Annotated in this window: 10 protein-coding genes; 3 read left to right on the forward strand and 7 right to left on the reverse strand. The window is 56.3% G+C overall.

Annotated elements, in window-relative coordinates; genetic code table 11:
- Positions 1 to 7 precede the first annotated feature (7 nt).
- Positions 8 to 1,228, reverse strand: coding sequence for a peptide antibiotic transporter SbmA (sbmA, locus tag FFS28_RS07970; protein ID WP_137849231.1), 1,221 nt, complete (start codon positions 1,226 to 1,228; stop codon positions 8 to 10).
- Between the two features lie 353 nt (positions 1,229 to 1,581).
- On the opposite strand from sbmA, the gene ampH reads away from it, so the two are divergent.
- The gene (gene ampH, locus FFS28_RS07975) at positions 1,582 to 2,748 is read left to right on the forward strand and encodes a D-alanyl-D-alanine-carboxypeptidase/endopeptidase AmpH (RefSeq protein WP_137849232.1); all 1,167 of its coding nucleotides are present in this window, start codon (positions 1,582 to 1,584) and stop codon (positions 2,746 to 2,748) included.
- Between the two features lies 1 nt (position 2,749).
- Here the strand turns inward: ampH and FFS28_RS07980 are convergent, their stop codons facing one another.
- A complete protein-coding gene (locus FFS28_RS07980; protein WP_006176829.1) occupies positions 2,750 to 3,376 on the reverse strand; it encodes a helix-turn-helix domain-containing protein in 627 nt (208 codons plus the stop codon).
- An 84-nt stretch (positions 3,377 to 3,460) separates the two neighbouring features.
- Entirely contained in the window at positions 3,461 to 6,235 is a 2,775-nt protein-coding gene (locus FFS28_RS07985) for an autotransporter YaiT-related protein (protein WP_137849233.1), read from the reverse strand.
- A gap of 431 nt (positions 6,236 to 6,666) precedes the next feature.
- Here FFS28_RS07985 and hemB point away from each other — a divergent pair, with 431 nt between their 5' ends.
- Both hemB and olsF read left to right on the forward strand, forming a co-directional pair.
- A complete protein-coding gene (gene hemB / locus FFS28_RS07990) occupies positions 6,667 to 7,641 on the forward strand; it encodes a porphobilinogen synthase (RefSeq protein ID WP_042320773.1) in 975 nt (324 codons plus the stop codon).
- 115 nt (positions 7,642 to 7,756) lie between these two features.
- A complete protein-coding gene (olsF, locus tag FFS28_RS07995) occupies positions 7,757 to 9,457 on the forward strand; it encodes a bifunctional ornithine lipid synthase OlsF (RefSeq protein WP_137849234.1) in 1,701 nt (566 codons plus the stop codon).
- 101 nt (positions 9,458 to 9,558) lie between these two features.
- Here the strand turns inward: olsF and tauD are convergent, their stop codons facing one another.
- Genes tauD through tauA form a run of 4 tightly spaced genes read right to left on the reverse strand, consistent with a single transcriptional unit; the run spans position 9,559 to position 12,968 of the window.
- Positions 9,559 to 10,407 carry a taurine dioxygenase gene (tauD, locus tag FFS28_RS08000; RefSeq protein ID WP_137849235.1) on the reverse strand — a complete coding sequence of 283 codons (849 nt, stop codon included), beginning with the start codon at positions 10,405 to 10,407 and terminating at the stop codon, positions 9,559 to 9,561.
- Positions 10,404 to 11,231: a taurine ABC transporter permease TauC gene (gene tauC, locus FFS28_RS08005; protein WP_137849236.1), complete on the reverse strand. Its 828-nt coding sequence runs from the start codon at positions 11,229 to 11,231 to the stop codon at positions 10,404 to 10,406. Before tauC ends, tauD begins: the two co-directional genes overlap by 4 nt.
- Positions 11,228 to 11,995, reverse strand: coding sequence for a taurine ABC transporter ATP-binding subunit (gene tauB / locus FFS28_RS08010; RefSeq protein WP_137849237.1), 768 nt, complete (start codon positions 11,993 to 11,995; stop codon positions 11,228 to 11,230). The genes tauC and tauB overlap by 4 nt, the downstream gene beginning before the upstream one ends.
- A gap of 10 nt (positions 11,996 to 12,005) precedes the next feature.
- A complete protein-coding gene (gene tauA, locus FFS28_RS08015) occupies positions 12,006 to 12,968 on the reverse strand; it encodes a taurine ABC transporter substrate-binding protein (protein ID WP_058609327.1) in 963 nt (320 codons plus the stop codon).
- Positions 12,969 to 13,044 lie beyond the last annotated feature (76 nt).

Raw genomic sequence — 13,044 nt, forward strand, 5'->3', positions numbered from 1 at the left:
TCCTGTATTAACCTAAAGTATGGGTAACGTCCTGCAGTTCTTTATCGTCCAGCTCGCGTTCGAAGCTGCGTAAACGTTTATAAATGGACATCAGCTCCACCAGCGTATTCCATGAGCTGATCAAATACTGGAACGAACCGCGTACCTGACCGAAAACGTTGGTGATCTGCGTCATCAGACCCAGCGTTATCGTACCCGCTACGATTGACGGGAACAGCAGGAACAAACCGAAAACATTATCGACCTGCAGGTAAAGAATACGGGCGATATTGAAATACATATAGTGGAAATAGAGGCGGAAGTAGTTTCTGCGCACCGCACCAAAAAGCTCGCGCACGGTAGGCGGCGACGCGCGATTGGCATCATCTTCGCCATACACCAGCTCTTTACGGTAGGCCGCTTCTACGCGCTGGTTTTTAAACTCCAGGCCCGGCAGCTTGATCCCGACGACCGCCAGCAGGCCCGTTCCCATCAGCGACCAGACGATCGCCGCAATCACCAGCCCGTACGGCAGATGGCCGACAATCGGCAGGTCCGGAACGTGCGCCGAGAGGGTGACCAGCACCGGCAGGAAGGCAATCAGGGTCATAATGGCGTTGATAAAGCTCACGCCCATATCTTCCAGCGTAGAGGCAAAACGCATGGTGTCTTCCTGCACACGCTGCGCGGCACCTTCGATATGGCGCAGGTGCTGCCAGTGCGCCATATAGTGTTCGTTCATCGCGGTACGCCAGCGGAAAACGTAGTGGCTGACGAAGAAGTTGTTCATGACGCCAATAATGACCGCAATCAGGGCAATGCCGAGGAAGATCCCCACCTCGTGATAGAACTGGTTAATCGAGACCTTGTGCGGCGAGCTGAGCGCGGTCTGGATGAGATCGTAGAACGGGGCATACCAGGCGTTAACCGCCACGCCCACCTCAACCAGAAACCAGGTCACAAAGATGATGAGCGCGGTGCCGAGAATCGACCAGTACTGCCAGCGGTGCGGCGAATAGATAAACCAGAACAGCGCGAAAATGCCGACGCAGAGCGCGTAATAGGCATAAAAAAGCAGATAGCTCAGCGACCAGAATCGCGCGGCGCTAATCGGCACGTCCTTCGTTGCGCCGATCAGATGCGACAGCCATGCGCCGCCGCCTGCCTGCCAAAAAATGACGGCAAGAATTGCCCAAATAAATGCCGACAAAAAAAACGGCCCCGGCTTTGGGAAAAAAGACTTAAACATGATGCTTCCTTCTTGTTGTTATGGCTGTTGCTACGTTCAGTAAATCACCACACGAAAACCTTGCCTGCGCCCATCTCATAGCGGAGGCAAAATGGTCAGACCCAACGGGTGAATATTAGTTCGCATCGGCGTTGACGAGAATTGTTTCGGTGCGTTTCAAACCCCGCCCCTCTGACCGGCCACTATCATAAGCCTGACGTCACAAAATGGGAGACGCGCCGCAGTAAAATTGCGCTTATTTACCCATGGTTACGTTTTTCTCGCTATGGTTATGCTATTCGGGTCATTGCGCCGTGTCGTTTAGTAGTATAAATACCCATTACCGTATTAATTCACTTCATGGATGCTTTTCGTTGAAACGTTGTCTGCTTACTCTTGCCGCGCTGTGTGCGCTAACGCTGTCCACCGCTCACGCTCAGGCAGTCCAGCCGCTGACGGCGCCTGTTCTGGCCTCTGATATTGCCGATCGCTATGCGAATCTGATCTACTACGGCAGCGGTGCAACGGGTATGGCGATGGTGGTTATCGACGGTAACCAGCGCGTGTTTCGCAGCTTTGGTGAAACGCGTCCGGGCAATAACGTCCACCCGCAGCTCGATTCCGTGATCCGCATTGCGTCCCTGACCAAGCTGATGACCAGCGAATTGCTGGTGAAACTGCTCGATCAGGGCGTGGTGAAGCTCGACGATCCTCTCAGCAAATATGCGCCCCCCGGCGCGCGCGTGCCGACGTATCAGGGTGCGCCGATTACGCTGGTCAACCTGGCTACCCATACCAGTGCGCTACCGCGTGAACAGCCGGGTGGTGCCCCCCATCGTCCTGTATTCGTCTGGCCTACCCGCGAACAGCGCTGGAATTACCTGAGCACCGCGACGCTGAAAGCCGCGCCGGGGTCACAGGCGTCTTATTCTAACCTTGCGTTTGATCTTCTTGCCGATGCGTTATCCACGGCCTCGGGCAAACCGTATACGCAGCTGTTTGAAGAGCAGATAACGCGTCCGTTGGGCATGAAGGACACCACCTTTACCCCCTCTCCTGACCAGTGCGGTCGCCTGATGGTCGCCGAGAAAGGTGCCAGTCCATGTAATAACACGCTGGCGGCAATCGGTAGCGGCGGGGTTTATTCCACGCCGGGGGATATGATGCGCTGGATGCAGCAGTTCCTCTCTTCTGATTTCTACTCGCGCACCAGCCAGGCTGACCGTATGCAGACGCTGATGTATAAGCGTGCACAGCTGCACCGCGTGATCGGTATGGACGTGCCGGGTAAAGCCGATGCGCTTGGAATGGGTTGGGTCTATATGGCGCCGAAAGACGGTCGTCCCGGTATTATTCAAAAAACGGGCGGCGGTGGCGGGTTCATTACCTATATGGCGATGATCCCGCAGTCCAACGTTGGCGCTTTTGTGGTGGTCACCCGCTCTCCGAACACGCGGTTCGTCAATATGAGTGATGGTATCAATAATTTAGTGGCTGAATTGAGCGCCAACAAAGCGCAGGTACTTACTGCGTCTAACTGATTTAATATTCCGTGGGCAAACGGTTGACGCTAACCAGTTTGCCCCGGCTCATATTAATATAATTTCCCCGGCGTAGCGCGGCGAGTATTTCCGCAACAACGGAACGGGAAATTCGGGTACTTCGCTGAATATGATTCATTACGCCTATTTTTGAACGCAGGGTTTCATCCCATTCGGCCATTTCCATGAGCATGGCGCGGATCTGGCTATACGAATTATTACCCACCAGCTGCATATCGCGTTTTGCAAGAATATAATTCACCCAGGATAACCAGCCGAATGCTTCACGCCAAAGATATTCTTGCTGAATACGTTGGCGGGCCGTGACGGCGGGTAAATAAAATCCTGAACACGGCGTCTGCGTGACCATAATATATTCTTTTAGGTTATCATTCATCCCAGCGGTCAAACCAAAAATAAACGGTGCCCTTGCAATGCCAATCAGTAATTCATCTGACTGGCGGTAAATTTCTATAATGCCGCTTTGTATTACGAAGGTGTAGGGTTCTTCGCCAGAGACATTCTGTGAAATGCGTTGCTGCTTCGCAGTTTTAAAAGGCGTTCCATCGACTTTCAGGCACTGTTCGAGCCGGCTTAATTCAGAAAGTGGTTTAGCATCAACGTTCATGCAGACCTCAAGTCATCTGTATATGTCGGTTCTGTGATTTTGTCTAAAGAAAAAGCGGGGAAAGAAATCCCCGCTTTTCAGATGTTACCAGGTATATTTCACACCCAGGTTAGCGCCCCAGTTCTGGTCAACGTCGCCGCCGCCCAGATAGGTTGCATCAGTATAGGTACTGAAGTTTTTGGTGAAGCTGAACTGCGTGCCTAAACCAACGCGGACGGCAGAGCCCTTCACGCCATTGTCGATGTTGTCGTTATTAACATCGGCACTGTTGTTGGCATCGTCGTAGACGTACGCCAGTTTGAAGTAAGGCGTCAGCGCCTGCTCACCACCGTAATTGAAGGTGTAACCCGCATCAATACCCGCTTCGTAGCGCAGGCTATCGTAGGATTGACCATCGATACGCATATCGTTGCTCAGCTGGTAATCATCGCCAGACTGGAACAGGCCAGACACGGCCGCATACGGCGTGACGTAACCAGACAGGTTTGGTTTCCAGTCATAACCCAGCTTCAGGCCAAAGCCTACGGCATCGGTCGTGGTATTCCCGTCAACGTACTGACCATTGCTCATGTTGGCAGAGAGGTCGCTATTGAAGCGGGTATAGTTCAGGGAGCTGTCGAGGAACACATCGTTAGCAAATTTCGCCGATGCGTAGATCATCGCAGTCTGGCTATCCTGATCAACCTGACCGGTACGATCGCTGATGTCACCCTTCGCGAAGCCAGCCGCGCCGCCGACAATCCACTTCGCATTATTGCCATCAATCTGGGTATCCAGACCGACCATAATGCCGCTGACGTCCTGATCGTAGCTGATGTCGCCATTATCCCCGTCAAAGTTCCCGCCGAAGTAGCTCACCCAGGCACCGCCGTTATCGGCCAGGCCATGACGGCTGTTGGTCAGACGCGTGCCTACGGTGTCCTGCTGCAGGTTCCAGATATTGGTGTTCGCAGAAGGAATGCTCAGCGCCATGTTAGCGGAGTCGGTCAGCTCTTTCTGCTGCAGAACCACGGTGTCGCCTTTCTGCTGTGCCTGGTAAGTATAAGCACCCAGATCGGCTTTGTTTGCCGCCGTGAAGCTTGCGCTTGTCCCCGCGTTATTGTCGTAAACGCGAATAATTTCTTTGTTTTTGTAGTCCGCAACAGAACCTGCACCGGTCGCATCGTCGATACGCACGCTGTAGTTACCCGCGACATCTCCGTTCACGGCTAAGTGGCCGTCAGAGTTCATCGCCACGACGCCGTGGTCGTATTCCGCTTTGCTCTTATCGTTAGTGATATAGCGAGCGTTGTTCAGATCGGAATTCAGCACGTAATCACGGCTGGCCACGTTCAGCACACCGCCATCGGTCAGCACCATATTATGGGTATCAACCTGGCCCAGACCCAGCGCCAGCTCAGCGCCGTTATCCACGGTGATGGTGTTGGCGTAGAGTTCTGCCGTTTCTTCCGTCAGCGCTGCACGGCTATCGCTGTCCAGATACAGGCTATCGGTTGCCACCGCACCGCTATCGCCCACGTTCAGGGTAGACGCGTTAGTCAGGGTGATGGAGTCGGCCAGCAGGCCGGAGTTTTCAACGTTAACCTGAGAGTGATTATTCACCGCCAGCTTGTCGATGTTAGAGACCTTGCGGGTATCCCACTCGGAACCGTTGTCCAGCGTCACGTTGAACAGACCGCTCTGATACACCTCTTCACCCGCAACGTGGCCGTTGCTGTCGAAGGTAGAGTCAGGCCAGATACTGTTCGGGGAAAGCGCTTTCCAGTCAACGTTGTTATAACCCTGACCGTACATCTCAGACGTGCCGATAGCCTCAACGCTGGATTGCGCTGCACCTACCCACTTGCTGCCGTTCGTCAGCGTGACGTCCAGTTTATCGGTACCATCCCAGCCGTTGGTGGTTGGGTTATACACACCGTCTTCGGTGGTATCGGTTGCCGGATCGCCGTTGTCATAGAAGTTGTTATCAAAGGTACTGGAGAAGAGGATATCGCCAGTAATGGTGGAGCGATCGAACGTCGCCGTGGTCTGCATGGCGTTGTCAGACGCGCCAGCGGCCACAATCAGCGCTGCATCATCAGCACCGGTCGCGTTAGTTTCGCCGTAATCGCTCGGCTTCGCAGTCTGACCGTAGAAGCCGCTGGTGCCCAGGTCGCTGTAGGCGCCGGAGGTCAGAACAGAGTCTTTCACCACCAGCGTATCGGTGAACACATTGCTGTTGTTCGCCACGCCCGTTGCATCGTCGTAAGGCGTATTATCCAGGTTTTGGTAACCCTGCGTCAGGGTAATACCTGCAACGTGAGAATTATTCTGGATAACAATATCTGATTCGACGTCAAGGGTAATTGCATTACCCAGATCGTAAGTATCCTGATAATGCGTTTCGCTGGTCTCCCCGTTCACCACATCATAAGCGTAGTGTTCGAAGGTATCATTGATCGTGGAATTATCGACGGTCAGGCTGAAACGGTCATATTGCGCATGCGCCGTGCCGTCTGTATCCACACCGTCAGCGCAGGTGGAGGTCATGCACTTCGAGGTGACCATACCATTAATGGTACTGTTAGAAATGCTCAGCGCATTCGCACGGCCATTTGCGCCATCATCCAGATAATAGGTTGAAATAACGCCGTTGACCGTCGATTTTTTGATAACAGGATAGATGTCGCCATCGTGTGCCGCCCCGGAGTAATCCCAGTCGGCATAGCCATAATACCATGGCGTCGTGGCCGTATTATCATATCCAAACGTATTAAACGTTGTGCCGGAAATATCTTTCGCATTTGCCTGAGAAGCGATCGCCACGGTGCAGGCTAATGCCAGTTGAGATACAACCAGTTTCTTTTTCCATGTTTGCATTGGGTCATCCCTCCTCAGGGACGTAAGCAAGTTTTTCCATCAAATCATTTGGCAATATTTTATTGCGGAGGGAATTATGCAATTGCACTTCGAAAAGGTTCAATGAATGATTCCATTAAGTCCGTATACAGACAAATAACGAAGAGAGTAACCTTGAGAGGCCAGATATTCTAGATAAATATTATGAAAACAGCGCGTTAGAGATTAATCCCATAAACATTGAAAATATAAAAAATTAAAATAGATCATTATTAATTATATAATTTATCTAATATAGATATAATACAAATTATTCAGAGTTTCTTTTATCCCCTGCCCATGTTACCTATCGCGCAGCCGGGCGCTAAAAACAAAAAGCCCACTTTAGTAAAACGCCCCTTCTCACTTTCAGGTAAACTTACCCTCTTTGTTCCACAAACGTCAGGCATATCATGACCGATTTAATTGCTCGTCCCCGTCGCCTGCGCAAGTCACCTGCACTGCGCGCTATGTTTGAAGAGACAACACTGACCTTAAACGATCTGGTGTTGCCGATTTTTGTTGAAGAAGAGATCGATGACTATAAAGCCATCGACGCAATGCCGGGCGTGATGCGCATTCCCGAAAAACATCTGGCACGCGAGATCGAACGCATTGCCCGGGCGGGGATCCGCTCGGTAATGACCTTTGGGATCTCCCACCACACCGATGCCACCGGCAGCGATGCCTGGAAAGAAGATGGCCTGGTTGCCCGTATGTCCCGCATCTGTAAGGACGCCGTGCCGGAGATGATCGTCATGTCCGACACCTGTTTCTGCGAATACACCTCTCACGGCCACTGCGGCGTGCTGTGCGACCACGGCGTGGATAACGATGCAACCCTGTTGAACCTCGGTAAACAGGCGGTTGTGGCTGCTGCTGCGGGTGCAGACTTCATCGCGCCTTCCGCTGCGATGGACGGCCAGGTGCAGGCTATCCGCCAGGCGCTTGATGCCGCGGGCTTCACCGACACCGCCATCATGTCCTACTCCACTAAATTTGCCTCGTCTTTCTATGGCCCGTTCCGTGAAGCAGCCGGTACCGCCCTGAAAGGCGATCGTAAAACCTACCAGATGAACCCGCTCAACCGCCGCGAAGCGATCCGTGAATCGCTGCTCGACGAAGCGCAGGGCGCGGACTGCCTGATGGTCAAGCCTGCTGGCGCGTACCTCGATATCCTGCGCGATATCCGCGAGCGCACCGAGCTGCCGCTGGGTGCCTACCAGGTCAGCGGCGAATACGCGATGATCAAGTTTGCTGCTCAGGCGGGTGCCATAGATGAAGAAAAAGTGATCCTGGAAAGCCTCGGCGCGATCAAACGCGCGGGCGCGGATCTGATCTTCAGCTACTTCGCGCTGGATCTGGCCGAGAAGAACATTCTGCGTTAATCCTCATCCCCTCTCCCTTCGGGGGGAGGGGATGCTCGTCATAACGTCACCAAACTGCAATACCACCGACATCTTCCCCTTCTACTGTCTTCGCAAGACGGCAGGAGGAGTGACCATGTTTAGTCTCGATAGCGTTCTCGATGACCTTTGGCCTCAGGCGAGGCCCACACCCTGGCAAAAAAATCTCTTAAAAAAGCTGCTCTACGAAGAAGAATTCCAGCAATTTGCCGCCGCCCACCACCACCTGAAAGGGCTGGATATGGTGGAGCAGGTTCTGGAGCATCTCGATATCCACTGCACCGTTTCTGCCCGCGACCTCGAACAGATCCCCGACCACGGTCCGCTCGTCATTATTGCAAATCACCCTACAGGCACCCTCGACGGGCTGGCGCTCATGTACGCCGTCTCCCGTGTGCGCCGTGATGTGAAAGTGGTAACCAACCGGCTGCTTACCCACCTTGAGCCGCTCGGCTCACTGTTCATCCCGGTCGATAACATCAACGGCAGAACGTCAAAGTCCTCGCTGATGCAGATGGAGCAGCATCTGCACAACGGCGGCGTACTGATTTTCTTCCCGGCAGGCGAAGTGTCGCGGCCAACGCGCAAAGGCATCCGCGATAAAAAATGGCATTCGGGCTTCATCAAACTGGCCGGTAAGTTGCGCGCCCCGCTGTTGCCGATGCATATTCAGGCGCGCAACGGCCTTTTCTTCTATGCCAGCACGCTGGTCTCGCCCACTCTGTCGATGCTTTTGCTGATGCAGCAGATGTTCCGCCGCCGCCACAGCACGCTGCCGATCACAATCGGTCAGCAGATTGCCTGGAGCCAGTGGTTTAGCGCCGGTCTTTCATCGCGTGAGATGGCCGAACGATGCCGTCAGCACGTGATGCGTCTTGGCAAGGGAGTGCCGGGCATCTTCAAAACCCAGTGCGCCATCGCCCGAGCGGAAGACCGGGCCACCCTGAAGCGCGCGCTGGCGCAGGCCGAATGTCTGGGGAAAACCAGCGATGGCAAAACCGTCTACCTGTGGCAGCGCAACGGCCAGGAGGAGGCGCCAGTATTGCGTGAGCTGGGTCGTTTGCGGGAGATTGCGTTTCGCGCGGTCGACGAAGGCAGCGGTAAACGCCGCGACACTGACCGCTACGACGATGACTATCTGCACCTAATCCTCTGGGATGACGACGATCTTGAGATTGTCGGGGCGTACCGCTTTATGCCCACGGCGATGCAAATCGCTCAGCGCGGCGTGGAGGGACTCTACAGCCACAGCCTGTTCCACTATGACCAGCAGATGGAAGAGGTGCTGGAGCACGGCATCGAACTGGGGCGCAGCTTTATCCAGCCGCGCTACTGGGGACGGCGTGGCCTGGATTACCTGTGGTCGGGCATTGGTGCCTATCTGGCACGTTATCCGCACTACCGCTATCTTTTCGGGCCGGTCTCTATTTCTGGCGGGCTGCCGCCCGACGCGCGGGATCTGCTGGTGGCGTTTTACCGGCTCTGGTTTCCGGCAAGCCACCCGCTCGCCGCCTCGCGCCAGCCTTATCCGGCATCGCTCCCGGACGTGCTCGCCCAGTTTGGCGGCGTGGATTACGCCGAGGATCTGACCAGGCTGAAATCCCTGCTGGGTAACCTCGGGTGCGGCATTCCCCCGCTCTACAAACAGTATTCAGAGCTGTGCGAGCCAGGCGGCGTGCAGTTTATCGATTTCGGCAGCGATCCGGCGTTCAGTCACTGCGTTGACGGGCTGGTGCTGGTGGATTTGTGCTATCTGAAGGCGAACCGTTACCAGCGCTATATCGCGGTGCACCTTTAGCCCCGTTGCCCGGTAGCGCTACGCATACCGGGCCTGTAAGGTAACCCAGACCGGGTAAGGCAACGCCGCCCCCCGGCAAGAACGGTGTACAAGCGGCGGGGTCAAGGACGATAAAACGGCTTATCCCCCAGAATCGTCGCCCGGTGCATAATCCGCCGCTGTGGCAGATAATCCGCATTCGCATAGTGCTGGGTGACGCGGTTATCCCAGATAGCGAGGTCGTTCTCCTGCCAGCGCCAGCGCACCTGAAACTCCGGTTTGGTGATGTGCGCGAACAGGAAGCCCAGCAGCGCCTCACTCTCCTTTTCGCTCACGTCAACGATGCGGGTGGTAAACCCTTCGTTCACGAACAGCGCCTGTTTGCCCGTTACCGGATGCGTGCGCACCACCGGATGCAGCAGCGGCGGATGCTTCGCCACCGCCTCCTGCCAGCGCTGATGCTCCTCGTCGCTGTTCCGGTACTTGTACTCCTGGAAGGATTTTTTAAAGTCATGTTCCGCCCGCAGCCCGCTCAGTAGCGCCCTGAACGGTGCTGAAAGCGCTTCAAAGGCGGCAATCCCGCTGGCCCACAGCGTATCGCCCCCCGTTTCGGGCAGCTGCTTCGCCGCCAGAATCGCCCCGGCGGGCGGCGTCTCAATAAAGGTGACGTCGGTATGCCAGTTATCATTATCCGGCGGATTATCGTTGTGGGTGTCCAGGACAATAATTTCCTCGACGCCTTCCGCATGCGGGTAAACCGGGTGGATATGCAGATCGCCGAAGCGCTGAGCCAGCGCCCGCTGCTGCTGGGGCGAGATCGCCTGCTCGCGCAGGAACACCACCTGATGGCGCAGCACCGCGTGGTAGAGCTGTTCAAACTGGTTATCGCTCAGCGGACGGGTCACGTCCAGGCCAGCGACCTGCGCGCCGATGTTCGGCCCCAGCGGGGTAATGATCAAACGTTCACTCATTGTATTTCTCCATGCCAGGGCGTCAGGCGGCGCTGTAACGCACGCAGCCCCAGTTCTAATCCAAAGGCGATCGCGGCGATGACCGCAATCCCCGCCAGTACGACGTCAGTCGCCAGAAACTCACCCGCTGACTGCACCATAAACCCAAGCCCGCGCGTGGCCGCGATAAGCTCTGCCGCCACCAGCGTGGACCAGCCAACGCCAAGACCAATGCGTAGCCCGGTTAATATCTCCGGCAGCGCGCCGGGTAAAATCACGAACAGCAGCACCTGGACGCGGCTGGCCCCGAGCGATTGCGCCGCGCGGATCCGCACCTGCTGGGCACTCTTCACCCCCGCCAGCGCCGACAGGGCAACCGGCGCGAAGATGGCGAGATAAATCAGCAGGATTTTGGACGTTTCACCAATGCCAAACCAAATCACCATCAGCGGCAAATAGGCCAGGGGCGGAACCGGGCGATAAAGCTCAATCAGCGGGTCGAGAATGCCGCGCACCGTCGGGCTTAGCCCCATGGCGATACCCACCGGCACGCCGATCAGCACCGCCGCCAGCAGCGCGACCAGAATGCGTGCCAGGCTGGCCCCTAAGTGTTGCCAGAGCGTCGCATCCATAAACCCCTGCGGCCCGGCGATGGTGATCAGTTTTTCCAGCACCTGTCCCGGCGGCGGCAGGAACAGCGGGCTGATCCACTGCTGCGCCGCCACGGCCCACCACGCCGCCAGCAGCACCAGCAGCGTGCCGACGCTCAGGGTGAGCTGACGTGAAAACGGCCAGCGCAACGCGAGGCGCGTGCGGCGCGCTTTTTCACTGAAAACGATGCTCATGAGAACGCCTCCCGCTGTTCAAACACGCGGCTCAGCACGTATTCACGTTTTTCGATAAACCGCGGATCGGACTTGATGCTGCGCACCGACTCCCCCGCCACGAAGCGGCGGGCAAAGTCGAGCGACAGGCGCTCCACCACTCGCCCCGGCTCCGGCGACAGCAGCACGAGGTGGGTCGCCATAAATACTGCTTCTTCGATATCGTGGGTGATCAGCAGGACCTGCTTACCGGTTTCATGCCACAGGCGTAAAAGCAGGGTCTGCATCTGCTCGCGGGTAAAGGCATCTAGCGCCCCGAACGGCTCGTCGAGCAGGAGCAGTTGTGGGCTGGCGGCTAAGGCTCTGGCAATGCCGACGCGCTGACGCTGACCGCCAGACAGCTGCCAGATAAAGCGTTTTTCAGCGCCCTCAAGCCCGACTTTTTTCAGCATCTCCCGCGCGGTGGCAAGGCGCTGTTCGCGCCCGACTCCCGCCAGCTGTAAACCGAACGCCACGTTTTCCTGAACGTTGCGCCAGGGAAGCAGGCCTTCATTCTGAAAGACCACGCCGCGCTCGGCGCCCGGCCCGTCAACCTTTTTCCCTTCCAGGTGAATGCTGCCGCGCTGATAAGGGACAAATCCGGCGATCAGGTTGAGCAGCGTGGTTTTCCCGCAGCCGGAGGGGCCGAGTACCACCAGCAGCTCACCGCCATCCAGCGTCAGGTTAATCTCTTCCAGCGCCGGTTTGCCGCCGTAATCCGCAGACAGGTTCGTTATCGTCAGCATGGCAGCCCCCTTATTTCACAAAGCGATCGGTCACGTACTGGCTGTAATCCGCGGCCACCGCAGGCACTTTGCCCTGCTCTTTCAGGAACGTTGCCGTGTCGACGATGGCTTTGTTCACCGGCCCGGTTAACTGCTGTACCTGCTGGGCGGGCGTGAGATAAGTATTGCCCTTCACCAGCCCCGGCACGTCAGCCTCCGGCACGCCGCTCAGGCGCGACAGTTTTTCCAGGTTAGCAGGCTGGCTCAGCCACGCATCGGGATTACTGATATAGGGCTGCTGCGCGTCGAGGGCGCTTTTAGCAAAGGCTTTCACCACCTCCGGGTGTTTTTCGGCGAAATCCTTACGCACCACCCACACGTCGAGCGTGGGCGCGCCCCACTCACCGACTTTTGCGGAGTCCGTCAGAACGGTGCCGTCTTTTTCCAGCTCGTTCACGGCGGGCGCCCAGACGTAGGCTCCGTCAATATCACCGCGCTGCCAGGCTGCAATAATGGCCGGCGGCTGAAGGTTGAGAATTTGCACCTGGCCCGGCTTAATGCCCCAGTGTTTTAGCGCCGCCAGCAGGCTGTAGTGGGTGGTGGAGATAAACGGCACGGCGATGCGCTTGCCAATCAGATCCTCGGGTTTGGTGATGGTTTTCTTCACCACCAGCGCTTCGGAGTTCCCGAGCTGTGACGCCAGCAGGAAGACCTCAATCGGCACCTGCTGGCTGGCGGCCACGGCCAGCGGGCTGGAGCCGAGATTGCCAATCTGCACGTCGCCGGAGGCTAACGCCCGGACGATGGCCGCTCCGCTGTCGAACTTACGCCAGTCGACTTTCGCCCCGCTCTCTTTGGCAAAGGTGTTATCGGCCTGCGCGACTTTCGCCGGCTCGGCAGAGGTTTGATACGCAACGGTGACCTCCACCGCCTGCGCCTGAAATGCCCACAGCGCCAGCGCGCCGAGTAGTGTGATCCGCGATGAAATTGCCATAGTGCCTGCTCCCCTTGTTGTTATGGAGGCAGTATTTCCGGCGCGGGAATTTTGATAAAGGAATAAAAAAGAATCG

Source organism: Enterobacter sp. 2VL (assembly GCF_005503595.1).
Classification (GTDB): Bacteria; Pseudomonadota; Gammaproteobacteria; order Enterobacterales; family Enterobacteriaceae; genus Enterobacter; species Enterobacter cancerogenus.

Bases quoted from the DNA above. Each gene is read 5' to 3' on its own strand.
- hemB (WP_042320773.1), top strand. From the start codon at position 6,667: ATGACCGATTTAATTGCTCGTCCCCGTCGCCTGCGCAAGTCACCTGCA.
- tauB (WP_137849237.1), bottom strand. From the start codon at position 11,995: ATGCTGACGATAACGAACCTGTCTGCGGATTACGGCGGCAAACCGGCG.
- sbmA (WP_137849231.1), bottom strand. From the start codon at position 1,228: ATGTTTAAGTCTTTTTTCCCAAAGCCGGGGCCGTTTTTTTTGTCGGCA.
- tauC (WP_137849236.1), bottom strand. From the start codon at position 11,231: ATGAGCATCGTTTTCAGTGAAAAAGCGCGCCGCACGCGCCTCGCGTTG.
- FFS28_RS07980 (WP_006176829.1), bottom strand. From the start codon at position 3,376: ATGAACGTTGATGCTAAACCACTTTCTGAATTAAGCCGGCTCGAACAG.
- FFS28_RS07985 (WP_137849233.1), bottom strand. From the start codon at position 6,235: ATGCAAACATGGAAAAAGAAACTGGTTGTATCTCAACTGGCATTAGCC.
- tauA (WP_058609327.1), bottom strand. From the start codon at position 12,968: ATGGCAATTTCATCGCGGATCACACTACTCGGCGCGCTGGCGCTGTGG.
- tauD (WP_137849235.1), bottom strand. From the start codon at position 10,407: ATGAGTGAACGTTTGATCATTACCCCGCTGGGGCCGAACATCGGCGCG.
- olsF (WP_137849234.1), top strand. From the start codon at position 7,757: ATGTTTAGTCTCGATAGCGTTCTCGATGACCTTTGGCCTCAGGCGAGG.